The following is a 26,437-nucleotide window of genomic DNA, read 5'->3' as shown; positions in this document are numbered from 1 at the left end:
ATGGTCACGGATCAGCTCAGCGCGACCTTCGCGGCGCTCGCCGACCCGACGCGGCGGGCGATCCTCGCCCGGCTGACCCGGGGCGAGGCGACCGTGAAGGAGCTGTCCGCGCCGTTCGCGATGAGCGGCCCGGCGATCTCCAAGCACCTGCGGGTCCTGGAGCAGGCCGGCCTGATCAGCCGCGGCCGCGAGGCACAGTGGCGCCCCTGCCGGCTGGAGGCCGCGCCCATGCGCGAGGTGACGGAGTTCGCCGAGGAATACCGGCGGTTCTGGGACGAGAGCTACGCACGACTGGACGACTACCTGAAGACCCTGCAGACGAAGAAGGACGGCACCGATGATCACGACGAATGAGACGGACCAGCCCGGCGTCACCGCGTTCGAGCTGCCCAGCGACACCGAGATCCAGATCCGGCGGACCGTGGCTGCACCCCGCGCGCTCGTCTTCGACTGCTACACGAAGCCCGAGCACCTCCCGCACTGGATGACCGGGCCGCCCGGCTGGACGATGCCGGTCTGCGAGATCGACCTGCGGCCCGGCGGCGCGTACCGGTACGTGCTGCGCGGCGAGGGCGACGCGGAGATGACGCTGACCGGCGTGTTCCAGGAGGTCGAGCGGCCGTTGCGGATCGTCGCGACCGAGTCGTGGGGGCCGGGATGGCCGGAGACGGTGAACACGGTGTCGTTCGCCGCGTTCGGCAGCCACACCTCGGTCACGACCCTGGTCCGGTACCCGTCGCAGGAGGCCCGCGACGCCGCCCTGCGGTCCGGGATGCGGGAAGGTCTCGAGGCCGGTTTCGCGAGCCTGGAGGCCTACGCGGAGGGCGTCGACCTCCCGCCGGTCCCCGAGATGCGCCTGGAGCTGGTCCCGGTGCCCGTCGCCGACGTCGACCGGGCGGTCGCGTTCTACGTCGACCTGCTGGGCTTCGGGCTCGACCACGACATCCAGCCCGGCAACGGCTCCCGCGTCACCCAGCTGACGCCGCCCGGGTCGGCGTGCTCGATCGTGCTCTACAAGGACCTGCCGGGCCTGGACCTGCCGGTCGGGACGCTGCGCGGCCTGCACCTGGTCGTCGCCGACATCCACAGGTCCCGGGAGCTGCTCCTGGCCCGCGGGGTCGCGCTCGGCGGCGTCGATGACCTGGGCGGCATCCTGTACTGCGCGTTCGCCGACCCTGACGGCAACACGTGGCTCCTGCAGCAGGTCACCCGCGGCTGAGGCAGGCGGGGGTGACGGCCCCGGAGGAGGATCCGCGGCGCGGATCCTCCTCCGGCAAACCCGTCACAGCCGCGGGGCGTCGTCGGTGGGTTCGTCGGCGAGGGCGGCCGGACCGATGATCAGCGGGTCGGGGTTGCGGACCAGGTCGGCGTCCTTGCCGTCGTAGTCGAAGCGGCTCAGCACGTGCCGCATCGCCTCGATCCTGGCGCGTTTCTTGTCGTTGGACTTGACCACGGTCCAGGGGGCGTCGGCGGTGTCGGTGTAGAAGAACATCGCCTCCTTCGCCTCCGTGTAGTCGTCCCACTTGTCCAGCGACGCGAGGTCCATCGGGGAGAGCTTCCACTGCCGGACCGGGTCGACCTGCCGGATCAGGAACCGGGTCCGCTGCTCGTTGCGGGACACGGAGAACCAGAACTTGACGAGGTTGATCCCGGACCGCACGAGCATCCGCTCCAGCTCCGGCGCCTCCCGCATGAACTCCAGGTATTCGGCGCGGTTGCAGAAGCCCATGACCCGTTCGACGCCGGCCCGGTTGTACCAGGACCGGTCGAACAGCACGAACTCCCCCGCGGCCGGCAGGTGCGACACGTACCGCTGGAAATACCACTGCGTCGACTCGCGTTCGCTGGGCTTCTCCAGCGCGACGACCCTGGCACCGCGCGGGTTGAGGTGCTCCATGAAGCGTTTGATGGTGCCGCCCTTGCCCGCGGCGTCGCGGCCCTCGAAGAGGATCACGAGACGCTCGCCGCGGGATTTCAGCGTGTACTGCAGCTTCAGCAGCTCGATCTGCAGCAGACGCTTGGTGTGGTCGTACTCGTCGCGGGTCATCCGCTCGTCGTAGGGGTAGTCCTCCCGCCAGGTGTCGATCGGCTGCCCGTCCTTGCGCAGCAGCACGGGATCGTCGTCGTCGTCGTCCTCGACCACGTAGTCGTCGAGCGAGAGGCCAGCCATCCCACTGATGTACCCTCTCGCCCGCCATTTCACCACCACCGGCGTTTGAACACCGCGTTACCGATGTCCGGAGATCACTGGTAGCCGCGGATCTCCTTGAACGCGGCCGGGAGCGCGCCGGCGGCGCGGGCGTCGAAGGTGCGGCCGCCGGTGAGGGTCGCGACCTCGGTCATCTCGCCGGTGTTGCTCTCACCGAACAGGACGGTGAAGACGGGCACCTTCGGCAGCTGCGGGACCTTCGCCCGGAACGCGGCGAGGTCGGCGCCGACGGTGCGTTCCCCGTCGGTGAGCAGCACGATCGAGGTGAAGCGGTCCGCGGAGGACCCCGCGAGGGCGTAGGCGGCGAGCAGCGCGTCGTAGATGGCGGTGTCACCCTCGGCCTTGAGTTTCTCCACGTGCCCGCGGATCTGCGTGAGGACCGGGTCGAAGCCGGCCTCGGGCAGTTCGAACGTGGTCGCGGCGCCGGGTTTCGTGCTGAACGGCAGCAGCACCACCTGTTCGCGGCCGTTGAACCGGCTGAACTGCCCGGACAGGCTGGCATCGGCTCCGGTGAGCCCGGTCAGGGCGGTCTTGAGGCCGGCGAGCCGGTCGCCCTTCATCGACCCGGACAGGTCCAGGACGTAGATGGTGCGGGCGGGACGGCGCAGCGAGTCGCCGAACGCGCCGATGAGGGCGTCGGCGGCGTCGAGCTTGCCGGGGAACGGCAGCTCCGGCAGGTTCCCGGACCTCGGCCCGAACTCCGGTGCGAGGGTCAGCGCCGGGTCCGGCACCGCGGGGCGCCGCCACGTCTTCGCCATGATCTGCCGCTGGACCGACGGCCGGCGCAGGTAGTCGGCGATCGCCGCGTAGTTGGTCCGGGCCTGCTCCGACGCGGAGGTCAGCAGGGTCAGCGGGTAGTCGGCGGTGACGACACCGTCGGCGGGGTAGATCACGGTCAGGGGTTCGGCGAGCTTCCCGGACGCGTTCAGCGACAGGATCACCGACTCGTAGTTGACGAGGCCGTCAACGGGGCGGCCCTCGGCGGCGGCGCGCAGGTAGGCGTCCATGAGCCAGCCGGAGGAGCCGGCGGTGAGGCTCTGCCCGGCGAAGAACGCCCGCAGCCGCGGTGTGATCGGCCCGATCTGGTCGGCGGTGAGGGCGGCGCCGGTCCCGGCGAGCGCCGCTGCGACCCCGACGAGGGCGGCGAAGCCGGAGTTGGACGCGGCGGGGTTGGTCATGCCGTAGGTGAAGCGGCGTTCGCCGGCGGCGACCGCGATCTCGCTCCACGTGGGCCGGGTCTCGAGCCAGCCGAGCTGCTGTGCGACGGACCGGCGCAGGCCGAGGACGACGGGTGACGTGGCGACCTTCGTCGCGGTGCCCGTCCGGGCGGCGGCGTCGGGGTGCAGCTGCAGGTAGCGGTTGCTGGCGAACCAGGTCGCGTCGTACTGCTTCGCGGCGCCGCCCGTGACGACGGACTCGATGCCGTCGAGGGTGCCGGTGGCGGTGAGCACGACCTTGACGCCGGTCGCGGCGGCCGCCTCGTCGAGGATCGGCTGCAGGTCGGCGAGCTCACTGCCGGCCAGGACCCGCAGGGTGCCGTCGCCCTTGAGGAACGGCGGCTCCCCCTTGGCCGCCTGTGGTGCGTCGGTACAGGCGGACAGTGCGACGACAAGTGCGAGGACTGCGGGGAGCTTCCTCATGTGAGTCTCTCTTCCAGCGCGGCGAGCAGCGCGTGCAGGGTGGGTTCGTCCGGGGACGGGATCGTGTCGGCGGCGCCGAGGGTGACCGCGCCGGGCGCGCCGGCGGTGCGGAACCCGTGCGCGGCGGCGAGGCGTTGCAGCCGCGGGTCCGCGGCGAGGAGCTTCGCGAGGTCGGCGCCGGCGGTGGTGAACGGCACGACGGTGTGTTCGCTGACGATCGTCGGCTGCGGGTACAGCAGCACGTGGTCGCCGCCCGCGCCGCGATCCAGGAACTGGGCCTCGTAGACCAGGACGAGGGGCGCGAAGTCCTTGCCGCGGCGCAGCCAGCTCTCGAAGGGTTCCTCGGTGGTGGTGTCGACGGCGCCCTGGTCGGCGAAGACCTTCGTGACGGCGCCGAGGTCGCCGCCGGTGACCTGGTTGAGGACGTAGGCGAACAGCGCGGCGGAGTTGGAGTCGGCGGGGCGGGTCGTGGCGACGAGGACCGCCTGCTTGACGTTGAAGGTGACGTTGCCGGGGATCTGGTCCCAGCGTTGCCCGCGCTGGTTCGCCGCGACGAACGCCTTCAGGTCCAGGGTCCAGGACGAGCCGGCGGCGCGGCGGGCGAGGCCGGCGCTCTGCAGCAGGTCGACGATGGGGCTGGTGCTCGCCACGGCGAGGGGCGAGCGGAACACGGCCACCGGGGCTCCCGCGGAGGGGCGCCGCCGGGCGATCTCGGCGGCGGCGGGCGCGCTGCCGGGGAACGCGAAGTCGTAGCCGCCCAGCGGCAGGTCGGCCATGCGGCGGGACCCGGCGGGGTCGAGGCGCAGCCGGTACCCGTGTCCGGCGAGGGCGGCCCTGACGTCGGGGTCGGCGAAGAACGGCGCCATCTGCGAGCCGATCACGCCGGTCAGCTCGCGGGTGCCGGCGCGGCGGCCGAGGAGGTGCCCGACGGAGGCGCCGGCGACGACGAGCAACACCACGAGGACGATCAGCCATCCGGTCCTTCTCACGCCTGCGATTGTCGCCGGTACGTGCAACTCCCGACCGTCTATTCCCTGTTCAGGTGCCGTTCACTTGGTCCACTGTGGACGATCGTTCGACCGATGTTCACGCCACCGGTCCCGGCCGGACTCCATCGATGGTTATCGTGCTCCGCATGCGCTGGAAGCCATTGACCGCCGTCACGCTCGCAACGTGCGTCGCCGCCGCCCTGCTCGGCCAGTCCCCCGCTCAGGCCGCCGGGCCCACCGACGCCCTGAAGCTGTCCCGCACCACCGCCGTCGGCGTGCACAACACCTACGACAAGGCGAAGTTCGCCTACCTCGCCGACGCCCTCGACACCGGCGTCAACCTCATCGAGTTCGACATCTGGGCCGACTCCGCCACCCGGCGCTGGCGGGTCAACCACGAGCTGTTCGGCACCAGCAACAACTGCACCGCCGCGACCACCGCCGCCCAGCTGCGCACCGGCGCCCGCGACCAGCAGTTCGGCGTCTGCCTCGACGACATCCGCATCTGGAGCGACGCCCACCCCGGCCACGCCCCGCTGCACCTGAAGATCGAGCTCAAGGCCGGCTTCGACAGCCGCTACGGGCTCGGCCCCGCCGACTTCGACACCCTCGTCGCGAGCAGGCTCGGCGGCAAGGTCTTCAAACCCGCCGACCTCAAGGGCTCCTACGCCACCCTCGACGCCGCCGCCAGGGCCGACAACTGGCCGACCCGCGCCGGCCTGGCCGGCAAGGTCCTGCTCGAGATCATCCCCGGCACGTTCGAACGCGGCAACCCGTTCGACAACCTCGACACCGACGTCGAATACGGCCGCCACCTGCGCGACCTCGACGCCGCCGGGAACCTCGCCCGGGCCCAGTCGTTCCCGTCGGTGCTCGACGCCGCCGCCGGCGACCCGCGCACCCGCTACAGCGAGACCACCATCCGGCCCTGGTTCGTCGTCTTCGACGGCAGCGCCGGCACCTACCTCAACGGGTCCATCGACACCACCTGGTACAACACCAATCACTACCTGCTCGTCATGACCGACGCGTCGGCGGTCCCGCCGCCGATCGACCCCACCTCCCCCACCAACGCGCAGGCCCTCGCCCGGATCAACCTGCTCGCCGGCCGCAGCGCCACCGTCGTGTCCGCCGACTGGAACCCCGGCACCGGCGTCCTCGGCACCGTCGTGCCCCGCGGCTGAGGACACCCCGCCCCGACCGTCCGGCCGAGCCGTTCAGCCCCTCCACCTGGCTGAACGGCTCAGGGTCACGGCCGGACGGTCGAGCGGGAACCGAATCATCCTTGCTCAATGGCATACTTTCCGCGTTCACATCCCGCGTGAACCCCCCTGACCTCGCGGATGGTTGCCAAAACGATGGGCAAGCACAAGGACGGCACCCGCCTCATCGGCGCCGTGCTGCGCGGACTCGTCCTGCTCCTCGCCGTCGGGCTCGTCGGCGGCGCCGGCTGGTACGTCGTGGCCAACAACGCGGCCAAGGGCGCCGAGGGCGGCTGCGAGACGACCCTGCGCGTCGTCACCGCCTCCTCGTTCGCCACCGTCGTCTCCGCCGCCGGCCGCACCCTGCGCGGCGGGAGCAACTGCGTCCTCGTCGACACCACCACCTCCGACGGCCGGCCCGCCGCGGGACAGCTCAGCCAGAGCCGCGCCGACCTGTGGATCCCCGACGACGCCGCCTGGGACGTCATCGCACCACCGCGGCTGCTGGCGAAGAAGGACACCCTCAACGCCTACGCCACCCTCGCGACCAGCCCCATCTACATGGTCACCGACCCCGCGACCGGCGACCGGATCACCGCCGGCGGCGGCAGCTGGCTCTCCCTCGCCGGGCTGCTCAACACCAAGAACTCCGGGGTCCGGATGGTCGTGCGCAACCCCGCCATGTCCGGCGACGGCATGGTCGCCGCCGGCGCCGTCGGTGAGGCCGTGTGGCTGGACAAGGGCATGGACGCCTCCTCGCTCGTGCTCACCAACGTCCTGGGCGTCACCCGCACCGTCAACCACGACCTCGCCGCCATCCCCGAGGCGGCCGGCGAGGTCGGGCTCATCCCCGAGTACGCGCTGCTCGCCACCCTGCGCCTGGCGAAGTCCGACCGGCGGTACATCGTCGGCAGCGACCACACCGCGATGCTGCGCTACACGTGGCTGCCCTCCGCGGCCGCCGCCGCCGACCCGAAGAAGGCCGCCGCGCTGCGCCGCCTCTACGCCGCGTTCACCAGCGCCGAAGGCAGCCGCGCCATCGCCGAGGCCGGCCTGCGCGGCCCCGACAACCTCCGGCCGATCTTCGACGGCGCCAACGTGCTGCCCGAGCCGACCGCGAAACCCTTCGAGGTCCTCCAGCCGCACCACGTGCAGCACATCTTCGCCACCTGGGACCCCGAGGACCGGCGCAGCAACCTGCTCATCATCGTCGACCTCGCCACCAACGGCACCGCCGGCGGCTCCCCCACCAACAGCGCCTCACCACCGCCCGGCAAGGTCCAGGTCCCGCCCCTGGACGTGCTGCGCAACGGCTGCGTCGTCCTCGCCGGGCTCATGCCCGTCGGGTCCCGGCTCGGCCTCTGGGAGGTCAGCCCCGGCACCCCCGGCTACCGCAAGCTCATGCCGACCGACCGGCTCGACGACACCAGCCGCACCGCGTTCGGCAAGCAGGTCGGCAAGCTCGCCGCCCACCGCAGCGGACCCGGCCTCTTCGACGCCGTCGTCGCCGGCTACCGGTCCGTCCGCGACGACTACCACGACGACATGTTCAACCAGGTCCTCGTCTTCACCGACGACCAGAACAAGGACAGCGCCGACACCGCCGCCGTCGACGACCTGGTGCGCAAGCTCACCGCCCTGCAGGACCCGAACAAGCCCGTCAGCGTCAGCATCGTCGTCCTCGGCAAGAAGGACTCCGCCGACCGGCTCAAGACCGCGCTCAAACCGATCGACGCGTACGTCGACAACGCCCTGACCACCGACGACGTGCAGGCCGCGTTCATCCACGTCGTCGCCGGCGGGCTGCACGAATAGGCGCGGCGCCACCGGTCAGGCCGGGGTCGTCGGCGAGTCCAGCCAGGCGTCGATGAGCTTCGTGAAGTCGCGGCCCGTCTGCCGGTTGACGAACGCGGTGAACGCCGCCCGGTCCTGCGCCGTGCCCGCGTGCTGCGACACCCACGCCCGGGCGAGCGCGAAGAAGGCGGTGTCGCCGAGGGCACGGTGCAGCTCACGCAGCATCAGCGCCGGGCACACGTACACGTTGCCCTCCGCGAAACTGTCCGCGCGCGGGTTGCCGGGCGGACCGAGCCGCTGCCGCGCGTCCGCGTCGCTCTTGCGCGCCCGCTGCGCCCAGTCGTCGATGCTGTAACCGTCCCGCTCCGCCGTGTAGAGCGCCTCCGCGTAGGTCGCCCAGCCCTCGTTGAGCCACACGTCCTTCCACACCGCCGGGCTGACCGCGTCGCCGAACCACTGGTGCGCGTACTCGTGCAGCATGATCCCGTCCAGGCCCGCGACGTTGCCGGAACTGCCGAGCACGTCACCGCCGATCGTCACCATCTGCTGGGTCTCCATCGCCGACCGCGACGGCACGATGACCGCGCCGGCGCTCGGGAACGGGTACCGGCCGAACCGCGCCTCCAGCCACCGGATGTGCTCCGGCGCCTTGCGCAGCACCGGCAGGAACCTGTCGTCCTCCGGCCGCGTCCACAGGCTGATCGGCAGGTCGTGCGGGCCCCGCAGCCGCTCCACGCGGTAGTCCTGCCCGACGGCGAGGGTCGTCAGGTAGGTGGCGACCGGCTGCGTCGCCGCGTAGGTGAACGTGCTGCCGGTGACCGGGCCCGGGGTGCCGCTCGCGACCGCCTCCCAGCCGTCCGGGACCGTCACCGAGATGTCGTACAGCGCCTTGTCCGACGGCTGGTCGTTCGCCGGGTACCAGGTCGACGCGCCGAACGGCTCCTGCATCGTCCACAGCTCACCGTCCGCGGTGACGGTCAGGCCGAGCGGCTCGGCGTCCCCGCGGTGCGAGGGCATCGGCACCGGCGCCGGCGTCCCCGAATAGTCCACGACGAGGGTGACGGTGGTGCCCGCGGGCAGCGCCCGGTCGACGACCAGCTTGCCCCGGGCGATCCTCCCGGTGGCGGCGGCGCCGTCGATCGTCGTGGCGCTCACGGTGTACGGGCTGGTGAAGTCCAGCGTGAGCGCCGGCTCGGCGCGCAGGACCCGCAGCTTCACCGTCGCCTTCCCGGTGAGGGTCTTCGTCTGCGGCGCCCACGTCAGGGCCAGGCCGTAGTGCAGGACGTCGACGGCCGGGTTGCCGTACGCCGGGTAGAGCGGGTCGGCGACCGGGGTGGACGTGCCGTCGAGGTTGCCGGCGGCCAGCTGCTCCGGCGGGGCCAGGGTCGTGCCCCGGCTCACCGTGCAGCCGGCCAGCATCGTGAGCGCGGTCAGGGCGGCGAGGGCTCTCGATGGTCGGCGCACCCGGCCAAGGATAGGACTCAGGTGCAGCCGAGCGCTTCGCGCAGGGCGGCGAGATTGCGCACCATCACCGACACGTAGTCGCTGCCCTCCTCGACGCCCTCGATCGGGTCGAGGACGGCCGTCTTCACCCCGATCTCCTTCGCCACCGTCTCCGACAGCTTCGGGCTGACCAGCGCCTCGAAGAAGATCGTCGTCACGCCCTTCTCCTTCGCCAGGGCGGCGACCTCCGACACCCGCTGCGGGCTCGGCTCCTCCTCCGGGTCCAGGCCCGAGATCGGCACCTGCGTCAGCTTGTACCGCTCGGCGAGGTACCCGAACGCCGCGTGGCTGGTCACGAACTCCCGCCGGGCGCACGTCTGCAGGCCCGCCGCGTACTCCTCGTCGAGGCGCTTGAGCTCGTCCTGCAGCTGCCCGGCCCGCAGCCTGATCGCGTCGGCGTTCACCGGGTCGACGGTGGCGAGCCGCTCGGCGAGCTTCCCGGCGATCGCGGCGAAGCGGACCGGGTCGAGCCAGACGTGCGGGTCGTTGCCGTGCTCCAGGGCCTGCACCCCGGCGACGTCGAACGCCTTGTCCTTCGCCTGCAGCCGCACCGCCTCGTCGACCGACGGCTGGAACCCCGACAGGTAGACGACCAGGGCCGCGTCGGTGATCCGGGCCAGCTGGCTCGGCTTGAGCTCCAGGTCGTGCGGCTCCGCCCCGGCCTGGGTGAGGTTGGTGACCGAGGACTGCTCCGCGCCCAGCCGCTCCGACAGGTACTGCAACGGGTAGAACGCCGCCACGACCTTCAGCCGGCCGTCAGCCTGCCGCTGCGGTGTCTGTCCGTCACCGCCGCAGGCGGTGGTGAGCAACAGGGACCCGGCGGTGAGGCCGGCGAGGACGGCGCGTCGCAGCATGATCCCCATCCTGGCGACTGTTGACAATCATTGTCAAAAACGCATGGTTGGCGGTCGTTACATCGTGCTAAGCTTCCTAGGAGGCTAGCTTTATCCGGCCATGTCGATCCTGCGCTCCCTGGTGCGACCTGGTGGTGACAATCGTTCTTCGAAGGGATCCGGGCATGCTGCGAGTGCACAACTTCTGCGTCTCCGTCGACGGTTACGGTGCCGGGCCGGACCAGAGCCTCCAGGCCCCGATCGGCGCCGGCGGTGAGCGGCTGCACGACTGGGTCTTCCGGACCCGCACCGGCCGCCGCATGATCGGCGAGGAGGGCGGCTCCGAGGGCATCGACGACGAGATGATGGCCGCGGGCGAGACCGGGCTCGGCGCCACCATCATGGGCCGCAACATGTTCGGTCCCGTCCGGGGACCGTGGGCTCCCGACGAGCCGTGGCGCGGCTGGTGGGGCGAGGACCCGCCCTATCACCACCCGGTCTTCGTCCTGACCCGGCACGCGCGGCCCAGCGTGACGATGCTCGGCGGCACCGTCTTCCACTTCGTCACCGGCGGCATCGAGGACGCCTTCGAGCAGGCCACGAAGGCGGCCGGTGGGCTCGACGTGCGGCTCGGCGGCGGCGTGTCGACGATCCAGCAGTATCTGCGCGCCGGCCTCGTCGACCAGCTGCACCTGGCGATCGTCCCGATCGTCCTCGGCCGGGGCGAGCGGCTCTTCACCGACGGGCTGACCGACGGCCTCACCTGCACCCGGATGGCCGCCTCCGACTCGGCGACCCACATGATCCTCAGCCGAGCATGACGGCGAACTGGCGGGCCGTGATGCCATACCAGCGGTCCGTCAGCCCCTCGTCGGTCATGCCGAGGCGTTTCGCGACCCCCTGCGACGCGGCGTTGTCCTGGTCGGTGAGGGCCAGGACCCGGCCGCTGGTCCGGGACAGCAGCTCGCGGGCCGCCGTGGTGGCGAGGCCCTTGCCGTGATGCGCGGGGTGCAGGTGCCAGCCGACCTCCACCTCGCCCGAGTCCCCGCCGGCATCCTCGAGGGGCAGCAGGAGGACCGTGCCGACCGGCACGCCGTCCACGTCGATCGCCCAGTAGCCTCTCGGGCCGTCCTCGCGGGTCTTCATCCTGGCCAGCCTGGCCAGGGCCTCCTCCCGGTCCGCGACCACCCGCCGCGGGTGCGCGCCCAGGTGCCGCATCACCTCCCACCGGGAGTAGATGTCGTAGAACGCCTCCGCGTCGTCGTCCGTCCACCGCCGCAGCACCATGCCCGCCATGATGCCCCCTGACCCGCCGGCGCCGAAGGACGGGATGTCGGGCGGAGATCGGTTTCGATAGCATCGGGTCGATTTCCGCGACGTGTCGCCGAGACCACGGAGGGTCGACGCTCAATGACGGTCACCGAAACAGCCCCTGCCGACGCGCGCCCGATCCCGGTGGCGAAAGGGCGGCCCGTCGTCGGCAACGTCCTGGAGCTGGCCAAGGACCCGGCCGGCTTCTTCGCCCAGGCGTACCGCGACAACGGCCCCGTCTTCCGGATCAGGCTGTTCAACAAGACGCACACCGTCATCGCCGGCGCCGAGGCGGCCGACTTCATGGGCTCCCGCGAAGGCCGCGAATGCCTGCGGTCCAAGGAGTTCTGGCAGGGTTTCCTCGACGAGTACGGCGGCAGCCGCACGATCCTCGGCGAGGACGGCGACAGCCACAAGGAGCTGCGCGACATCATGCGCCGCGGCTACTCCCGCGACGCGATCAAGGGCCGCGGCAACGAGCTCGTCGAGATCACCGACCGGGTCCTGGAGCGCGACTGGACGGCCGGGCGGTCCGTGCCCGTCGTGCACGCCCTGCAGTACATGGTCACCGACCAGCTCGGCACGATCCTCACCGGCAGCGCACCCCTGGAATACGTGCCGGACATCCGCACCATGACGCTGTATGTGCTCAACGTCCTGGTCACCAGGCAGCGGCCGAAGATCCTGCTCAAGCACCCGAAATACCGCAAGGCCAGGGCGCGGGTGTTCGAGCTCGGCGACGCGATGGTCGCGAGCCTGCGGGCGAGCGCCGGCAGCAAACCCGAGGCCGAACGCAACCTCGTCGAGGACCTCATGGACGTGCACCTCAACCGTGAGGGCGTCCTGCCGGCCAACGATCTCACGCTCGCGCTGACCGGGCCGTATGTCGCGGGCCTGGACACGGTGGCGAACACGACCGCGGCGTTCATCTACTGCGTCCTCAAGCACCCCGAGGTCCTCGCCCGCGTGCAGGAGGAGGCCGACGCGCTGTTCGCGGGAGGCGCCATCACCGACGACGACCTGCGCAAGATCCCGTCGATCCGGTATGCGCTGATGGAGACGATGCGGCTGTATCCGATCGCGGTCGCGCTCAACCGGACCGCCACCCGGGACTTCGAGTTCGCCGGGTACACGATCAAGAAGGGCGAGATGGTGTACATCGGCACGACCGTCCCGCACTTCATGGAGGAGTACTTCCCGGACCCGGCGCGCTTCGACATCGAGCGGTACGCCAAACCGCGCTCGGAGCACCTGCGGCCGGGCGCGTACTCGCCGTACGGCCGGGGGCCGCACACGTGCCTCGGCAAGAGCTTCGCCGACGTGCAGATGGCGCTGTCGATGGCGCGGCTGTTCCACCGCCTGGACCTGGAGCTCGACCCGCCCGGATACACGCTCGTCACGAAGACCGCACCGACGCCGGGGCCTTCGATGAACTTCAAGGTGAAGGTCCGCGGCTACCGGCACTGAGGCCTTTTGTCGCACCCGCGGGCTAGGTTCTTCGCATGGCAACGCTCTCGTACGGCAGCGCGACGGGCCGCTGGGTCCTGACCGCGACGATCCTCGGGTCCGGCATCGCGGCGATCGACGCGACGGTGGTCGGGATCGCGCTGCCGGCGATCGGGCGTTCGTTCGACGCCGACCTCGAGACGCTGCAGTGGGTCGTCACCTCCTACACCCTTGCCCTCGCCGGGCTGCTGCTCATCGCGGGAGCGCTCGGCGACCGGTATGGGCGGCGCCGGATCTTCCTCGTCGGCGTCGTCTGGTTCGCGGTCGCGTCCGTGCTGTGCGGCGCCGCGCCCGACGCGCCGACCCTCATCGCCGCCCGCGCCCTGCAGGGCGTCGGCGCGGCCCTGCTCACCCCCGGCAGCCTCGCCATCCTGCAGGCGTCGTTCCGCCCCGAGGACCGCAGCCGCGCCATCGGCGCCTGGTCCGGCCTCGGCGGCGTCGCCACCGCCATCGGCCCGTTCCTCGGCGGCTGGCTCGTCGGCGCCGCCTCCTGGCGCCTCATCTTCGCCATCAACGTGCCGATCGCCGTCGTCGTCATCCTGCTCACCTCGCGCCACGTCCCCGAGTCCCGCGACACCACCGCCACTGGCCCCGTCGACGTCCCCGGCGGCACCCTCGTCACCCTCGGCCTCGTCGGCGTCACGTATGGGCTCATCGAGGGCCACTCCCTCGGCTGGACCAGCCCCGCCGTCCTCACGTCCCTGTGCGGCGGCGTGCTGCTGCTCGCCGGGTTCGTCTGGTGGGAGCGCCGCACCGCCCACCCGATGCTGCCACTGGACCTGTTCGCCTCGCCCCAGTTCAGCGCCACCAACGTCGTCACATTCGTGGTCTACGGCGCGATCGGCGGCGCCCTGTTCCTCCTGCCGATCCAGCTCCAGCAGGTCTCGGGCTACACGGCCCTGCAGGCCGGCGTCTCCCTCCTGCCGGTCACCGCCATCATGCTGGCCTTGTCCGCCCGCTCCGGGGCGCTCGCCGCCCGCATCGGCCCGCGCCTGCAGATGAGCGTCGGCCCCGTCGTCGTCGGCCTCGGGATGGCCCTGTTCGCGCGGATCACGGCGTCCGGCTCGTATGTCCTCGAGGTCCTCCCGGCCGTCACCGTCCTCGGTCTCGGCCTCGCCACGACGGTCGCCCCCCTCACGTCGACCGCCCTGTCCTCCGCCCGCTCCAGCCACGCCGGCATGGCCTCCGCGGTCAACAACGACGTCGCCCGCGCCGCAGGCCTCGTCGCCGTCGCCGTCCTCCCCGCCGCCGCGGGCATCACCGGCACCGCCTACCTGGACCCGTCCCGCCTCTCCACCGGCTTCCACACCGCCGTCCTGATCTGCGCCGCACTGTGCTTCGTGGCGGGCGCGCTGGCCGCCGCCACGATCCGCAACCCGCCGCACCCCCCGGCCACCGCACCCGCACCCGACAAGCCCTGGATGCACTGTGCCGTCGACGCTCCCCCACCGGCTCCGGCCCCGGCCCACCACCCCTGACCACCGCCGCGGCGCCCGCCCGCACCGAGACCGCTCGGCAGGCCGCCGGCGTCGGCCAGGACCACAGCGGCGGCGACGATCTCGGCGCGGGTGTGCTGCGGCACGGGCCCGGGACCCCGACACGGCGGACCAGGGCGTAGCCGTGTGCGGGCTCCCTGGCGAGCGGCGCGAGCAGGCACATGCGGTGGCGGGCGGGAAATTGTGTCGGACCTACCCGGTAACATCCATGGCGTCCCGAAAAACTAGGCAAAGGTGCGCGGCAGACATGCTCGACATCGAGTTGATTCGCAAGGACCGGGCCTCCGTCGAGGCCGCTCTGTCCAAGAGGCTCGAGCCGTCCGAGGTGTCCCGCTCGCTGAGTGCCATCGCCGAGCTGGACAAGCAGCGCCGTGAGCTCATCGGCGACATCGATGCCGAGCGGGCCCGCCGCAAGGAGGAGGCCCGTGCCTTCGGCGCCGCGAAGGCGGCCGGCCAGGCGGTCGAGCCGACCACCCGCGACGCGAAGGCTGCGCTGCAGGAGCTCGAGGAGCGCCTCGCGGCCGTGCAGGAGCAGCTCACCACCGCGATGAGCGAGCTGCCCAACCTGCCCGCCGACGACGTCGTGGCCGGCGGCAAGGAGGCCAACGTCGTCGTCAAGATCTTCGGCGAGGCCCCGAAGATCGACAACGTCCGCGACCACGTGACCCTCGCCAACGAGCTCGGCCTCGTCGACTTCGAGCGCGGCGTCAAGCTCGGCGGCTCCGGCTTCTGGATCTACACCGGCTGGGGCGCCCGCCTGGAGTGGGCCCTGGTCAACTGGTTCATCGACCGGCACTTCGCCGCCGGCTACCAGTTCATGCTGCCGCCGCACCTGCTGCTGGACTCGGCGGGCTATGCCGCGGGCCAGTTCCCGAAGTTCTACGACGACGTGTTCCACATCGCCACCGACGGCGACGAGCGCGGCCGCTTCCTGCTGCCCACCTCGGAGACCGCGATCCTCGGCGCCTACCAGAACGAGATCTTCGAGACCGCCGACCTGCCGCACAAGGCGTATGCGTACACGCCCTGCTACCGCAGCGAGAAGGCCGGCTCGCACTCCGACGAGCGCGGCACCGTGCGCGGCCACCAGTTCAACAAGGTCGAGATCTTCCAGTTCACCTCCCCCGAGGACGGCGAGAAGACCCTCGAGGAGATGGTCGGCTACGCCGAGGACCTGGTGAGCTCGCTCGGCCTGCACTTCCGCCGCTCCCTGCTCGCCGCCGGCGACTCCAGCGCCTCGATGCGCAAGACCATCGACATCGAGGTCTGGATGCCGAGCACCGGCAAATACAAGGAGGTCTCGTCGGTCTCCTGGGCCGGCGACTACCAGGCCCGCCGCGCCGGCATCCGCTACCGTGTGCCCGGCTCGAAGAACAACCGCTTCGTCCACACCCTGAACGGCTCCGCCCTGGCGACCAGCCGCATCTTCCCGGCGATCCTCGAGCAGTTCCAGCAGCCCGACGGCTCGGTCCTCGTCCCCGAGGTCCTGCGCGAGAAGGTCGGCACCGACCGCATCGAGAAGCCCGCCAAGCGCCGGTAACACCCCTTCGACCGTTCGTCCTGCGCACGCAGCCGGGGTCCGGCCGGTTGCGTGCGCGGGACGTCCAGCCGCCGCACGCAACCAGGCTCTGGCCGCTGCGCGTCGTCCAGCCGGTTGCGCACGACCGGGGTCACACCGTTCCGCGTGCCGCGGGCCCGCTGCACGCCGCGGGACATCCAGCCGGTCACGCACGTCCGGGGGTCACACCGTTGTGTGTGCCGCAGGCACCCGACCGGCCGCGTGCGGCCGGGCTCCGGCCGGTTGTCTGCGGCTGGACTTCGGCCGGTTGAGCCCAGCCGGGAGCCCCGGCAGTTGCCCACCGACGTCCGGCGCGTTGCATGCACCCGCAGGACATCCAGCCGGTCGCGCACCACCGGGGTAACACCGTGCCATGTGCCGCGGGCACCGACCGGCCGCGTGCAACTGGACTCCGGCCCGTTATGTGCGGCTGGACTCCGGTCGATTGAGCTCAGCCGGGAGGCCCAGCAGTTGCCCACGACCGGCGTCCGGCCCGTTGCGTGCAGCCGCAGGTCCGGTCGACTACGTGCGATCTGCCCGCGACGCCCACGGTCCTCGATCTCGGCCACGAAACCGTTCGGGGCCATCTGACCCGTCCGGCGTCCGGCCATTCGCGTGCAGCCCGAGGTCCGATCGTTTGTGCGCAACCGGCGGCCGGCCGATTGCGTGCAGCCGGACGCCGCCTGTGCCCTGACGATCCTCGCGCTTCTCGCCGGCTGCCGCCGGTTGTTCGACCACGCGCCGGTGCGATTGCGTGCGGCCGGGCCCGATCGTTCGTGTGCCGCAGGGCATCCGGCCGGGTCGTGTGCGGCCCGGAGTCCGGCCGGCTCCCGCACCGGTCCTTGCCATGCCCGCCGGCCCTGGTCGCGGAGGCCATGTCCTGGACCGACGTGGGGGGGAGAGAGACCCTGCAAGCCTGCCGAATGCACGGCCGAGACGCGCAGGCCGCCCTGTCACCGCTTCGAGCGTCGGCAGGACCGGAAGCCACCGCGTCGCCCCCGTCACCGGCGCGGCGTGGTGGTGTCGCTGGGCGGTACACGCGCGATCCGTCGACGTCGAGGGCGGCGTGGACGCACCGCCCTCGACGTCGAAAGGCGCGGGTTACGTGAGTTCGCGGATGGCGTCGATCAGCAGCCAGACGCCGAACAGGAAGAACAGGACCGCGGCGCCGTACTTGATGGTGCGCTCCGGGAGGCGCTTGCCGAGGGCGCGGCCGACGACGATGGCGAGGGCGTCGGCGACGACCATGCCGATCGTGGAGCCGAGCCAGGTGCCGAACCAGCCGTGCTGGGTGGCGAGCGTGATCGTGGCGAGCATGGTCTTGTCGCCGAGCTCGGCCAGGAAGAACGCGACGCCGACGACGATGATCGCGGAGCGGGTGGTGGGCTGGGCGGCCTTGTCACGTTCGGCGGCGGTGAGGGAGTCGCCGCGCAGGGTCCAGGCGCCGAAGGCGAAGAACGCGACGGCCGCGACCAGGGCGATCCAGCCGGTCGGGAGGGCGGCGCCGAGGCCGTACCCGACGGCGACGGAGACGAGATGGACGACCGCGGTGGCGATGGTGATGCCGATGAGGACCGGCACGGTCTTGAACCTGGTCGCGAACGTCAGTGCCATCAGCTGGGACTTGTCACCCAGTTCAGCGACGAAGATGACGCCGAAACTGATCGCGAGGGCAGCGAGGAAACCGCTCATGTACGTGAAGAACCTTCCCGGAGAGAACCGGGAGGAGGGCACGGACGACCTCGACCCGGCTTGTTCAGCCTGAGTCGAAGGTCTCGTCCGCCCTGTGGATCGCCGGCCAGAGGAACCGGCTACCCGAGGGCCGCGTGGCCGGGGACGCGAGCGCCCCAGTATGTCGACCACGCAGTTGGAGGACTACTCCCCTTCGCGCCCTGTCAGCGTACCGGATGAGCGGCCGCGATCAGCGCGCGCAGCGCCCGCACGTGCCGAAGATCTCAAGGGTGTGGCTGACGTCGGTGAAGCCGTGTTCCTCGCCGATGCGGTCCGCCCAGCGCTCGACGGCGGGGCCGAGGACCTCGACGGTGCGGCCGCAGCCGCGGCAGACGAGGTGGTGGTGGTGTCGGTCGCTGCAGCGCCGGTACCGCGTGTCGCTGCCCGGGACCTGCATGACGTCGATCTCGTTGGTCTCGGCGAGGAGCTGCAACGTGCGGTACACGGTCGTGAGGCCGACGTTGGCGCCCCGCTCGCGGAGCATGACGTGCAGCTCCTGGGCGCTGTGAAACCCGTCGACGTTGCTGAGCAGCGTCATCACGGCGTCACGCTGGCGGGTGTTGCGCCGGGCGGGGTGCTGCTCCACGTCGTTCACCCGGAAAAGCTTAGCGTGACCTCACCAGAGGACCGCACCGCGCACCTCGGTTCGCGCACGGAAAACGTCGTACCCGCGCGGTACCTTTCCGTCGTGGACATTCGCGTTGAGGTCGACGACGAGGAGTCGCTGCGGCAGCTGTATCGGTGGCTCCGCGACGACGAGATCTACCGCACGGTCCGGGTGAGCCTGACCCCCGCGGCGCCACGTCCGGGCGAGATGGGCGCCGCGCTCGAGGTCGTCAACGCCGTGGTCAGCAACGGGATCGCGCTCGGCGGCCTGCTGCTGGCGGTGGTGACGTGGCGCGGCACCCGCCCCCGGCCACCGAGGGTGCGCATCGTGCGCGGCGACGTGACCGTCGAGCTGGACGGTGCGGCCTCCCCTGAGGAGATCCGCCGGCTCGTCGACACCCTCGACCCGCCGGGCGACGACGAGCCTCCGGCTCCGGGTCCCACTCAGCCCCCGGCCCCTAGCTCAGCGCCGAGCACGAGCCCGGCCCTGCACCCGGCCCCCGCCCCGGCCCCGCGTCCCGCTCCGAGCCCGGCTCCGAGTCCGGTCCCGAGCCCAACCCCGGCCGCGCGTCCCGCTCCGAATCCGAATCCGGCTCCGAGCCCGAATCCGGCCGAAAGCCCGAGTCCGGTCCCGGCTCCGCGTCCCGCTCCGGACCCGAGCCCGGAATCGGGTCCGGCTCCGAACCTGAGTCCGGCCTCGAATCCGGCGGCGGAGGACGCCGGGCCGGAGCCGGGAACGGTGTAGGGGGTGCGTGCGTCGCGGCTCATCTCGCTCGTGCTGCTGCTGCAGGCCGGGGGCACCGTCACCGCGGGCGAGCTGGCCGAGGCGCTGGAGGTGTCCGAGCGCACCATCTACCGGGACATCCTGGCGCTGTCCGCGGCTGGGGTGCCGGTCTACGCGGAGCAGGGGCGGGCCGGCGGGTATCGGCTCCTCGACGGGTACCGCACGAAGCTCAACGGCCTCAGCCGGGCCGAGGCGGAGGCGTTGTTCCTGTCGGGGCTGCCCGGGCCGGCCCGCGACATGGGGCTCGGGGACGTGCTCGCCGTCGCGGAGCTGAAGGTGGCCGCGGCGCTGCCCGCGCCGATCCGGGACGCGTCGAGCCGGGCACGGCAGCGGTTCCACCTCGATGTGCCGGGGTGGTTCGAGGACCCGGCGCAGCCGCCGCCGTGGCTGGCCGAGCTCGCGCGCGCGGTGTGGGACGACCGGGTGGTCCGGCTGACGTACGAGCGACGCCTCGACGCGGCACGCGCAGGTCAGGGACACCGCGACGCCGCCGCACCCGCACGACGCCTCGACACGGCCCGCACCACTCAGGGACACCACGACGCCGCCGCGGCCGCACGACCGGACGGCACCGCCCGCACCACTGGGGAACAGCGCGAGGACCGGGGCGCCGGGCCTGCGGGGCGTGAAGGCGCCACCGGCGGCGGGCAGCACGCCGGGCGGGGGCTGGAGCGGGAGGCGGTGACGCGGGTCGTCGAGCCGTACGGGCTCGTGCTCAAGAACGGGGCGTGGTATCTCGTCGGGCGGGTCGGTGGGGATCTGCGGGTGTACCGGGTCGACCGGATCGCCGACCTGACCGTCGACGAGGCGGCGTTCACCCGGGACCCGGGGTTCGACCTGGGCGGGTTCTGGGCGGTGCGGGCCGACGAGTTCGTCCGGCGGGTCCTCGCCGAGCGGGTCACGGTCCGCCTCACCCCCGCCGGGCTGCGGTTGCTGCGGCACGCGGTGGAGGCGCTGGCGGTGCGGGAGGCGACACACCACCCGCCCGACGAGCTCGGACGGGTGGTGCTGGACCTGCCGGTGGAGTCGATCGGTGTGGCGTACACGCAGCTGCTGCGGCTCGGGCCCGAGGTCGAGGTGCTCGCCCCCGACGGACTCCGCGAGCTCATGCGCGCCGCCGCGCACCGGATGGGCGAGCTCTACCGGTAGCCGGTCGCGTCGGCGGGCTTGCCCGGCTCCTGGACCTCACGGTAATACCGCCACCAGTCGGGGCGGCTGCCGTCGAGGTCGGTGAAGCCGTACACCTGCGACAGCTGCCCGCTCGACAGCGACTCGCCGTTCCAGCGGGCGACGTCCGGGTCGGCGGCGAGCGCGGCCACGGCGCGGCCCAGGTAGGCGGGGGTCTCCGAGATGACGAAGTGCGGCTCCGCGGCGGTCGCGTCCAGCCAGTTGGACTCGGTGACGCCGAAGAGCTCGAGCATGATCTCCGAGCGCAGCCAGCCCGGCGTGACCGCCACGGCCGTCGCGCCGTGCGGCTTCAGCTCGTGGGCCTGCGAGAACGCGAGGCGCAGGACGGACATCTTCGCCAGGTCGTAGAAGAACGAGACGCGGTAGTTGTCCGAGTTGTACTCGAGCGTGCCGTCCGTCACCTCGACGACGAGGCCGCCCGGCTTGCGGATGAGCAGGGGCAGCGCGAAGTAGCTGGTGATGATGTGGGTGTCGATCGCCAGGCGCAGGATGTGCAGGCCGGTGTCGAGGGAGTCCTCCCACAGCGGCTTGTCCCAGGTGAACAGCCCCTCGGCGCCCCAGATGTCGTTGACGAGGATGTCGAGGCGGCCCTGCTCGGCGTCGATCCGGGCGACCAGGTCGCGCACCTGGTCGGGCACGAGGTGGTCGACCTGCACGGCGATGCCGGTGCCGCCCGCGGCCGTGACCAGCTCGGCGGTCTCCTCGATCGTCTCGGGCCGGCCCATCTCCGAGGGCTGCGCACGGGTGGTGCGTCCCGTCGCGTACACGGTGGCGCCCGCCGCGCCGAGCTGCACCGCGATCTGCCGTCCCGCGCCCCTCGTCGCGCCCGCGACCAGGGCGACCTTGCCTTTCAGTGGTTGTTCCATACCGTTCACGCTGCCAGAAAAACCTGACAACCGATGTCCGACTTACCGAAGGACCTTCCCGGTGACACGGGGGCGGGGGACGCCGTCGACGGCGACGCAGATGCCGTACACCTTGGCGTGGCCCGTCCAGCCGTTGACCCGGCCGCGGTTGTTGCTGATCTGCACCCGCCCGGCGGCCGCGTCGACGGCGGAGACCAGGTGCAGGTACACGGTGCCGGCGACCTTCGCCAGGACGATGTCGCCGACCTCCACCGCGGCCGGGTCGACCGGGCTGACGGTGACCAGCTGACGGCTCCGCACCAGCGGAACCATCGACGAACCGCTGGGCCGGAAACTGATGGTCGCGCCACCGGCGACCCGCCCGGCGACCATGTCGAGTGCCCCCATCGTCCCGCGAGCATGCCCTCCCGCACGGCGCGGTGTCGAGCGGGTATCGCCCCGACAGACGTCAACGGATGCGCGAGCCCGGCCGGAGGCCCCGGACGGACCGCCGCCCACGGTCACGCTCGGCTCAGCCGACGCGGCGGCCGCCGTCCGCGCCGAGGCACTGCCGCGCGGCCCGGCGGGCGGGGCGTCGACGGGTTCGCGCCGGTGGCGGCCGGGTCCGCGGTCCGCACCCACGCCGACCACCCGTGGCACCGGCGAGGAGGGCGTGGCGGACGCGACCGCGGCGTTGCCGGCCTTGCAGGTCGAGCGCCCGGTGTACGACCAGGGCGGCCTCGCCGTGGGAGCCTAGACGCTGCGGGTGACCAGAACGGGGCTCTCGGCGTGGTGGACGATGAGCTGGGTGCGCGGGTTGGGGCGGGGATGCTCGAACCACGCGATCCGGCGCGCGCCGAGGACGAGCAGCAGCGCCTCGCTCGCCGCGCCGGTCAACGCCTCCAGGACCGGCTCGTCCGACCCGGCGAACCGCGCGTCGACGTCATGGTGGTCGCGCAGCCACGGCGCCAGGTCGGCGTGGACGGCCGCGTGCGGCCTGGCCTGGCCGGCGTGCAGGGCGACGAGCGGCACGTGCCGCGACAGCGCCTCGGCGTAGGCGAACTCGAGGGCGCGCCACGCCGACGGCGACCCGTCGACGCCGACCACCACGGGCGCCGATGCGGGCAGCGCCGTCATCGGGTCCGTGCCCGGGCCCGCCACGTCCGCCGTGAAAGCAGACGTCAGCCACCGCTCGCCGCGGTTGACCACGAGGACCGGGCAGTGCGCGTACGCGGCGAGGTGCGTGCCGACCGACGAGTTGAGCAGGCCGCCGTCGTGCGGCCTGCCGCCGATCGCCACCAGGCCAGCGACCCGTGACTGCTCCTGCAGCACCCGGGCGGCCTGGCCGCCCACGGTGACGGTCTCCACGGCGATGCCCGGCTGCCAGCCCCGCGCGTCGGCGGCCGCGTCGAGCACGACCCCCTGCCCGTCCGCGGGGCCCTCCCAGTACATCGCGTGCACGATCCGCAGTGTCCGGTCGTGCCGGGCGGCCTCGTCCGCAGCCCACCGCACGGCGCCGAGACTCGCCGCGGACCCGTCGACGCCGACGACCACTGGTCTGTCCATGGATCCAACGTCCCTCGCGGGACGGGGAACGGCTAGTCCTCTGCCTTCTTGCGGCGGCGCGGGCGGCTGGCGCGCTTGCGGGGCTTCGGGTTGCCGGACGCGAGCCTGGTGTACGTCAGCATGTTGGCCAGCCCGATGCCGATCGTGGCGAACAGGACCTGGATCGCGAGCTCCCACCAGCTCCACTCGATCTTCCAGACCTTGACCAGGGCTTTGTCGTCGAGGTTGACGAGCTCGGCGACGAGCGTGCCGAGCAGCGCGGCGCCCACACCGATGAGGAACGTGATGAACAGGCCGATCGACTGGCGGCCCGGCAGGACCAGCCGGCCGAGGACACCGATGAGCAGGCCGATCGGGATCGCAGTCAAAAAGTCGTTGATGTGCATGGCACCCGCGCTCCCCTCGCGTTCGGATCAATCGACCGGCACCGTACACGGCTCCGGCAAGATCCGCAGAGGTGGGAGCCGTTACCTGCGCCCGCCCATCTGCCAGGGGTGGACCTCGACCTCGTCGTACACGCCGGGCAGGACGGCACGGGCGTCCATGTGCGCCGCCTCGACCAGCACCGCGGTGCCGAGCCAACCGCCGTCGTCGTGGGAGAACAGCTCACCGCGGGCGAGCAGCCCGGGCGGCGGCGGCAGGGGCGCGGCCGGTCGGGTGCCTGGGGTGGCGTGGCCGATGAGGAGGAAGCCGTCGCCGCCGCGGCCGGACGCATGCTGCCACATGGTGCCGCCGAGGGTGTCCTCGTACCGCAGCAGCAACACCGGATCGTAGACGCCGGCGCGGTGGTTGGGCTCGTCGAACGCGAACGCCCGCGCGGCGGCGAGATCCGGCAGGTCGACGATGTGAATGCTGCCGGTCGCCTCGGCGCGGTCCTGCGTCAGTGTCGGGCCGCGGGCCGTCAGCTGCCTGGCATAGCCGTCCATGTACGCCCAGTGCTTCTCCAGGAGCTCCATGCGCAGCGGGCCAGTGCCGGGGACGTCCACGCCCCACACGAAATGCAGCATGGTGCGGCAGTCTTCCATGCCTGTTAACCGGGCAGATGCGCGGCCAGCACCGCGGCGCCTTCCGGGTCGGTGTCGGTGGTCAGCCGGCCGCCGTGCCGCGCGACGATGGCCCGGCACAGCATCAGCGCCGTCGAGTCGTGCCGCACCCCGTCGCCGGTGACCGCGGAGGAGGTGAAGAGCCGGTCGCCGCCGCGCCCGCCGATCGGCACCGTGACCCGCCAGCCGCTGTCGGCCGCCGCGACGGCGACGGTGAGCAGCGCACCCGGCTCGGCCGCCGCGAGGCCGATGCCGATCATCGCGTCGACCAGCCGCCGCAGCAGCACCGCCTCGCCCCGCACGGTGGCGCCGGCGCCGCCGCGGCCGGTCAGGTGCACGGCCGCGCTGTTCGCCGCGCTCGCCCAGCCCCGCAACGCGTCGGCGACGACGTCCTGCAGTTCGACCGGTTCGCCGGTACCGGCGGGAGCGGCGTTCTCGATGCGGGCCAGCTCCGTCACGGTGTCGATCAGGCCGAGGAGCCGTTGCGCGTTGCGGGCGACCGCCGCGACGGGCGCGGCGAGGGGGTCCGGCTCGGTCACCTCCTCACCGAGCAGCTCCGACATCGCCGCGATCGACGTGACCGGGGTGCGCAGCTCGTGGCTCACGGCGGCGGTGAACTCGGCCTTCATCGCGACCAGCTCCGCGAGCGCCCGGTTCTGCCGGCGGAGCCTGGCCCGGTCGGCGATGCGGTGCGACACGTCCCGCAGCACCAGGCAGCGTCCCTCCTGCGGGGTGCCGGGCAGCAGCGGGCTCCAGCTCCACTCGACGACCAGCCCGGGCCGCGGCGACCAGCGGCCGGAGTCCTGCGCGGTCATCGCCGCGGCGACGGTGTCGCCGACCTTCCGGCCGGTCGCCTGCTCGCCGAGGAGGTCATGGGTGGCCTGGTTGGCCGCGACGACGGTGCCGTCGGCGCTGGTGACCAGCAGCCCGGTGCCGAGCTGGTCGAGCGCCGCCTCCAGCAGCGCCGGATCGACTGTCATTCCTGACCCGCTTCTCGTCGGTTTGTCGCTTTTGGCCCTGATATGAGTTTAGGTGACGGCCACCCGACCGCGAGCGGCGATTGACACCCGCCGACGGGCACCCATACGGTTCGAGCCACCATGACGCATCTCGGCGGATCGTCCAAGCTGCTCAGGGCCATGAACGACGCGGCCGCCCTGAGCCACATCCTCGAACGAGGCCCACTCACGCGCGGGGACCTGCGTGAGCTCACCGGCCTGTCCAAACCCACGATCTCCGAGGCGCTGCGCCGGCTCACCGAGGCAAAGCTCGTCACGGTCGTCGGCTACGTCAGCGCCGGCCCCGGCCCCAACGCCGAGGTCTACGCGGTAAACCCCGACGCGGCCTACTCGGTGGCGCTGTCGGTCCGGGACCGGGCCGCCTCCCCCGGTGCGAGCGGCTCGGACCTGCCGACCGTCACCGCCGCCGTCACCGACCTCGCGGGCATCGTGCGCGGCCGGCTGGACCTGGCGGTGGACTTCACGCGGACCGACCCCGTCTCCGCCGTCGTGGACGCCGTCCAGGACGTGTGCAAGGAGGCGCGGATCGCCCCCGACCCGGTCGCGCAGGTGCAGATCGCGGTCGCCGGCTCCTTCGACCCGCGCACCGACGTCCTGCACCACGTCGAGGTCCCCGGCTGGAGCCGCCCCGGCCTCCTCGACGACCTGCGCCGCCGCCTCGGCGTCCCCGTCGGCGTCGACAACGACGTCAACCTCGCCGCCGTCGCCGAACGCGCCCACGGCGCCGGCCGCGACGCGGAGAGCTTCACCCTCCTGTGGCTCGGCGAGGCCGGCCTGGGCCTCGCCATCGACCTCGGCGGCGCCCTGCTGCGCGGCGCCCGCGGCGGCGCCGGCGAGATCGGCTACATGCCGATGATGCTGCCCGGCGTCACCGGCGGCGGCCGCGGCTTCACCGGCCGCGTCGACTTCCAGGACCTCGTCGGCGGCGCCGCCGTGCTCGACCTCGCCGCCGAGTACGGCATCCAGGAGAGCACCGCCGCCGGCACCATGACCACCGCCGTCGCCCGCGCCGGCTCCCGCGACGACGCCGCCCGCAGCTTCATCACCACACTCGCCGGCCGGATCGCGATCGGCCTGTCCGCCGTCGTCGCCGTCCTCGACCCCCCGCTGGTCGTCATCGGCGGCGAGGTGGGCCAGGCCGGCGGCGACGTCCTGAGCACGGCCGTCGCGACGGCCCTGGCCGAGGCCGCCCCGCTGGAGACGGCGATCGCCGCGAGCACCCTGCACGACGACGCCGCCCTCCTCGGCGCCCAGGAAGCGGGCCGCTCCGCCGTCCGCGACACCATCCTCGCCACCCTCCGCCGCCCCAGCTAAGCTGTTTACCCGCGTTCAGCTTCGCTGTAGCTCGCTGCCCCACGCTTCGCGCGGGTCCCGCCGGGGGATTCTCACCCCGGACCCCCAATGCGCCGCAAGCGGCGCACAGCCGCGCGTCCCGCGCTGCCTGGGATCCGCTCACGCGGCATCCGGTGGCCGGCCGCCGCCGAGGGCCGCGGTCTCCATGATCCGGAAGACTTTTTGCCTTGGCGTTTAACGTCTTGTTGGTTTTGTGGGGGTGTTGGTGTCGTTGGTTTTGTGTGGTGGGTGGCGGGTTGCGGGTGTTGTGTGGCTGCCGGT

At 72.2% G+C, this 26,437-nt stretch carries 25 protein-coding genes; 11 read left to right on the top strand and 14 right to left on the bottom strand.

From position 1 onward, the window contains the following. Both ABZS58_RS20695 and ABZS58_RS20690 read left to right on the top strand, forming a co-directional pair. Positions 1-354 carry a metalloregulator ArsR/SmtB family transcription factor gene (locus ABZS58_RS20695; protein WP_354783718.1) on the top strand — a complete coding sequence of 118 codons (354 nt, stop codon included), beginning with the start codon at positions 1-3 and terminating at the stop codon, positions 352-354. Continuing rightward, on the top strand, positions 338-1,219 hold the full coding sequence (locus ABZS58_RS20690) for an SRPBCC domain-containing protein (RefSeq protein WP_354783716.1): 882 nt from the start codon (positions 338-340) through the stop codon (positions 1,217-1,219). Before ABZS58_RS20695 ends, ABZS58_RS20690 begins: the two co-directional genes overlap by 17 nt. Positions 1,220-1,282: 63 nt before the next feature. On the opposite strand, the gene ppk2 is transcribed toward ABZS58_RS20690, so the two are convergent. From ppk2 to ABZS58_RS20675, 3 genes are all read right to left on the bottom strand, one after another. Beyond that, a complete protein-coding gene (gene ppk2 / locus ABZS58_RS20685; RefSeq protein WP_354783714.1) occupies positions 1,283-2,170 on the bottom strand; it encodes a polyphosphate kinase 2 in 888 nt (295 codons plus the stop codon). A 74-nt stretch (positions 2,171-2,244) separates the two neighbouring features. Further along, a complete protein-coding gene (locus ABZS58_RS20680) occupies positions 2,245-3,849 on the bottom strand; it encodes a VWA domain-containing protein (protein ID WP_354783712.1) in 1,605 nt (534 codons plus the stop codon). After that, positions 3,846-4,838 (bottom strand): hypothetical protein, encoded by a 993-nt coding sequence (locus ABZS58_RS20675; RefSeq protein ID WP_354783710.1) that lies wholly within the window; start codon positions 4,836-4,838, stop codon positions 3,846-3,848. Before ABZS58_RS20675 ends, ABZS58_RS20680 begins: the two co-directional genes overlap by 4 nt. A gap of 146 nt (positions 4,839-4,984) precedes the next feature. Here ABZS58_RS20675 and ABZS58_RS20670 point away from each other — a divergent pair, with 146 nt between their 5' ends. Together ABZS58_RS20670 and ABZS58_RS20665 are read left to right on the top strand one after the other, a co-directional pair. Continuing rightward, positions 4,985-6,022: a phosphatidylinositol-specific phospholipase C domain-containing protein gene (locus ABZS58_RS20670; RefSeq protein WP_354783708.1), complete on the top strand. Its 1,038-nt coding sequence runs from the start codon at positions 4,985-4,987 to the stop codon at positions 6,020-6,022. A 174-nt stretch (positions 6,023-6,196) separates the two neighbouring features. Continuing rightward, positions 6,197-7,855 carry a substrate-binding domain-containing protein gene (locus ABZS58_RS20665; protein WP_354783706.1) on the top strand — a complete coding sequence of 553 codons (1,659 nt, stop codon included), beginning with the start codon at positions 6,197-6,199 and terminating at the stop codon, positions 7,853-7,855. A 15-nt stretch (positions 7,856-7,870) separates the two neighbouring features. Here ABZS58_RS20665 and ABZS58_RS20660 read toward each other — a convergent pair whose 3' ends face one another. Continuing rightward, entirely contained in the window at positions 7,871-9,298 is a 1,428-nt protein-coding gene (locus ABZS58_RS20660; protein WP_354783704.1) for a M1 family metallopeptidase, read from the bottom strand. Positions 9,299-9,315: 17 nt separating this feature from the next. Then, positions 9,316-10,191, bottom strand: a complete 876-nt coding sequence (locus ABZS58_RS20655; RefSeq protein WP_354783703.1) for a metal ABC transporter substrate-binding protein — start codon at positions 10,189-10,191, stop codon at positions 9,316-9,318. 164 nt (positions 10,192-10,355) lie between these two features. On the opposite strand from ABZS58_RS20655, the gene ABZS58_RS20650 reads away from it, so the two are divergent. Next, positions 10,356-10,991 carry a dihydrofolate reductase family protein gene (locus tag ABZS58_RS20650; protein ID WP_354783701.1) on the top strand — a complete coding sequence of 212 codons (636 nt, stop codon included), beginning with the start codon at positions 10,356-10,358 and terminating at the stop codon, positions 10,989-10,991. Here the strand turns inward: ABZS58_RS20650 and ABZS58_RS20645 are convergent. Then, positions 10,978-11,457: a GNAT family N-acetyltransferase gene (locus ABZS58_RS20645; RefSeq protein WP_354783699.1), complete on the bottom strand. Its 480-nt coding sequence runs from the start codon at positions 11,455-11,457 to the stop codon at positions 10,978-10,980. The genes ABZS58_RS20650 and ABZS58_RS20645 overlap by 14 nt on opposite strands. A 123-nt stretch (positions 11,458-11,580) precedes the next feature. Here ABZS58_RS20645 and ABZS58_RS20640 point away from each other — a divergent pair, with 123 nt between their 5' ends. The 3 genes from ABZS58_RS20640 to serS all read left to right on the top strand — a co-directional run bounded on the left by ABZS58_RS20640 (position 11,581) and on the right by serS (position 16,023). After that, positions 11,581-12,948, top strand: a complete 1,368-nt coding sequence (locus ABZS58_RS20640; RefSeq protein WP_354783697.1) for a cytochrome P450 — start codon at positions 11,581-11,583, stop codon at positions 12,946-12,948. 35 nt (positions 12,949-12,983) lie between these two features. Beyond that, on the top strand, positions 12,984-14,465 hold the full coding sequence (locus tag ABZS58_RS20635; RefSeq protein WP_354783695.1) for a DHA2 family efflux MFS transporter permease subunit: 1,482 nt from the start codon (positions 12,984-12,986) through the stop codon (positions 14,463-14,465). A 265-nt stretch (positions 14,466-14,730) separates the two neighbouring features. Next, complete coding sequence (gene serS, locus ABZS58_RS20630) at positions 14,731-16,023, top strand: serine--tRNA ligase (RefSeq protein ID WP_354783693.1); 1,293 nt, start codon at positions 14,731-14,733, stop codon at positions 16,021-16,023. Between the two features lie 1,119 nt (positions 16,024-17,142). Here the strand turns inward: serS and ABZS58_RS20625 are convergent. Both ABZS58_RS20625 and ABZS58_RS20620 read right to left on the bottom strand, forming a co-directional pair. After that, the gene (locus tag ABZS58_RS20625) at positions 17,143-17,733 is read right to left on the bottom strand and encodes a TMEM165/GDT1 family protein (protein ID WP_354783691.1); all 591 of its coding nucleotides are present in this window, start codon (positions 17,731-17,733) and stop codon (positions 17,143-17,145) included. A gap of 229 nt (positions 17,734-17,962) precedes the next feature. Beyond that, positions 17,963-18,367: a transcriptional repressor gene (locus tag ABZS58_RS20620; RefSeq protein WP_033358852.1), complete on the bottom strand. Its 405-nt coding sequence runs from the start codon at positions 18,365-18,367 to the stop codon at positions 17,963-17,965. A gap of 93 nt (positions 18,368-18,460) precedes the next feature. On the opposite strand from ABZS58_RS20620, the gene ABZS58_RS20615 reads away from it, so the two are divergent. Together ABZS58_RS20615 and ABZS58_RS20610 are read left to right on the top strand one after the other, a co-directional pair. Beyond that, positions 18,461-19,123 (top strand): hypothetical protein, encoded by a 663-nt coding sequence (locus tag ABZS58_RS20615; protein WP_354783689.1) that lies wholly within the window; start codon positions 18,461-18,463, stop codon positions 19,121-19,123. Between the two features lie 3 nt (positions 19,124-19,126). After that, positions 19,127-20,311 (top strand): WYL domain-containing protein, encoded by a 1,185-nt coding sequence (locus tag ABZS58_RS20610; protein ID WP_354783687.1) that lies wholly within the window; start codon positions 19,127-19,129, stop codon positions 20,309-20,311. Here the strand turns inward: ABZS58_RS20610 and ABZS58_RS20605 are convergent. The 6 genes from ABZS58_RS20605 to ABZS58_RS20580 all read right to left on the bottom strand — a co-directional run bounded on the left by ABZS58_RS20605 (position 20,302) and on the right by ABZS58_RS20580 (position 24,784). Then, a complete protein-coding gene (locus ABZS58_RS20605) occupies positions 20,302-21,216 on the bottom strand; it encodes an SDR family oxidoreductase (protein WP_354783685.1) in 915 nt (304 codons plus the stop codon). The two genes, ABZS58_RS20610 and ABZS58_RS20605, sit on opposite strands and share 10 nt — an antisense overlap. Positions 21,217-21,258: 42 nt before the next feature. Then, a complete protein-coding gene (locus ABZS58_RS20600; RefSeq protein ID WP_354783683.1) occupies positions 21,259-21,603 on the bottom strand; it encodes a hypothetical protein in 345 nt (114 codons plus the stop codon). 345 nt (positions 21,604-21,948) lie between these two features. Continuing rightward, on the bottom strand, positions 21,949-22,761 hold the full coding sequence (locus ABZS58_RS20595; RefSeq protein WP_354783681.1) for a universal stress protein: 813 nt from the start codon (positions 22,759-22,761) through the stop codon (positions 21,949-21,951). Between the two features lie 32 nt (positions 22,762-22,793). Next, entirely contained in the window at positions 22,794-23,147 is a 354-nt protein-coding gene (locus tag ABZS58_RS20590; protein ID WP_354783679.1) for a hypothetical protein, read from the bottom strand. A gap of 81 nt (positions 23,148-23,228) precedes the next feature. Further along, positions 23,229-23,768 carry a YciI family protein gene (locus tag ABZS58_RS20585; RefSeq protein ID WP_354783677.1) on the bottom strand — a complete coding sequence of 180 codons (540 nt, stop codon included), beginning with the start codon at positions 23,766-23,768 and terminating at the stop codon, positions 23,229-23,231. 23 nt (positions 23,769-23,791) lie between these two features. Beyond that, entirely contained in the window at positions 23,792-24,784 is a 993-nt protein-coding gene (locus ABZS58_RS20580) for a PAS domain-containing sensor histidine kinase (protein WP_354783675.1), read from the bottom strand. Positions 24,785-24,904: 120 nt separating this feature from the next. On the opposite strand from ABZS58_RS20580, the gene ABZS58_RS20575 reads away from it, so the two are divergent. After that, entirely contained in the window at positions 24,905-26,137 is a 1,233-nt protein-coding gene (locus ABZS58_RS20575) for an ROK family transcriptional regulator (protein WP_354783673.1), read from the top strand. The last annotated feature ends 300 nt before the right edge of the window (positions 26,138-26,437 follow it).

Source organism: Dactylosporangium sp. NPDC005555, assembly GCF_040605635.1.
Lineage (GTDB): Bacteria > Actinomycetota > Actinomycetes > Mycobacteriales > Micromonosporaceae > Dactylosporangium.
The sequence above is the reverse complement of the archived record's forward strand: the minus strand, read 5'-3'. Positions and strand labels throughout refer to the sequence as shown.

Excerpts from the sequence above, each read along its gene's own strand:
- ABZS58_RS20695 (WP_354783718.1), top strand. The coding sequence starts at position 1 with ATGGTCACGGATCAGCTCAGCGCGACCTTCGCGGCGCTCGCCGACCCG.
- ABZS58_RS20690 (WP_354783716.1), top strand. The coding sequence starts at position 338 with ATGATCACGACGAATGAGACGGACCAGCCCGGCGTCACCGCGTTCGAG.
- ppk2 (WP_354783714.1), bottom strand. The coding sequence starts at position 2,170 with ATGGCTGGCCTCTCGCTCGACGACTACGTGGTCGAGGACGACGACGAC.
- ABZS58_RS20680 (WP_354783712.1), bottom strand. The coding sequence starts at position 3,849 with ATGAGGAAGCTCCCCGCAGTCCTCGCACTTGTCGTCGCACTGTCCGCC.
- ABZS58_RS20670 (WP_354783708.1), top strand. The coding sequence starts at position 4,985 with ATGCGCTGGAAGCCATTGACCGCCGTCACGCTCGCAACGTGCGTCGCC.
- ABZS58_RS20665 (WP_354783706.1), top strand. The coding sequence starts at position 6,197 with ATGGGCAAGCACAAGGACGGCACCCGCCTCATCGGCGCCGTGCTGCGC.
- ABZS58_RS20655 (WP_354783703.1), bottom strand. The coding sequence starts at position 10,191 with ATGCTGCGACGCGCCGTCCTCGCCGGCCTCACCGCCGGGTCCCTGTTG.
- ABZS58_RS20650 (WP_354783701.1), top strand. The coding sequence starts at position 10,356 with ATGCTGCGAGTGCACAACTTCTGCGTCTCCGTCGACGGTTACGGTGCC.
- ABZS58_RS20645 (WP_354783699.1), bottom strand. The coding sequence starts at position 11,457 with ATGGTGCTGCGGCGGTGGACGGACGACGACGCGGAGGCGTTCTACGAC.
- ABZS58_RS20640 (WP_354783697.1), top strand. The coding sequence starts at position 11,581 with ATGACGGTCACCGAAACAGCCCCTGCCGACGCGCGCCCGATCCCGGTG.
- ABZS58_RS20635 (WP_354783695.1), top strand. The coding sequence starts at position 12,984 with ATGGCAACGCTCTCGTACGGCAGCGCGACGGGCCGCTGGGTCCTGACC.
- serS (WP_354783693.1), top strand. The coding sequence starts at position 14,731 with ATGCTCGACATCGAGTTGATTCGCAAGGACCGGGCCTCCGTCGAGGCC.
- ABZS58_RS20625 (WP_354783691.1), bottom strand. The coding sequence starts at position 17,733 with ATGAGCGGTTTCCTCGCTGCCCTCGCGATCAGTTTCGGCGTCATCTTC.
- ABZS58_RS20605 (WP_354783685.1), bottom strand. The coding sequence starts at position 21,216 with ATGGAACAACCACTGAAAGGCAAGGTCGCCCTGGTCGCGGGCGCGACG.
- ABZS58_RS20600 (WP_354783683.1), bottom strand. The coding sequence starts at position 21,603 with ATGGGGGCACTCGACATGGTCGCCGGGCGGGTCGCCGGTGGCGCGACC.
- ABZS58_RS20595 (WP_354783681.1), bottom strand. The coding sequence starts at position 22,761 with ATGGACAGACCAGTGGTCGTCGGCGTCGACGGGTCCGCGGCGAGTCTC.
- ABZS58_RS20590 (WP_354783679.1), bottom strand. The coding sequence starts at position 23,147 with ATGCACATCAACGACTTTTTGACTGCGATCCCGATCGGCCTGCTCATC.
- ABZS58_RS20585 (WP_354783677.1), bottom strand. The coding sequence starts at position 23,768 with ATGCTGCATTTCGTGTGGGGCGTGGACGTCCCCGGCACTGGCCCGCTG.
- ABZS58_RS20580 (WP_354783675.1), bottom strand. The coding sequence starts at position 24,784 with ATGACAGTCGATCCGGCGCTGCTGGAGGCGGCGCTCGACCAGCTCGGC.
- ABZS58_RS20575 (WP_354783673.1), top strand. The coding sequence starts at position 24,905 with ATGACGCATCTCGGCGGATCGTCCAAGCTGCTCAGGGCCATGAACGAC.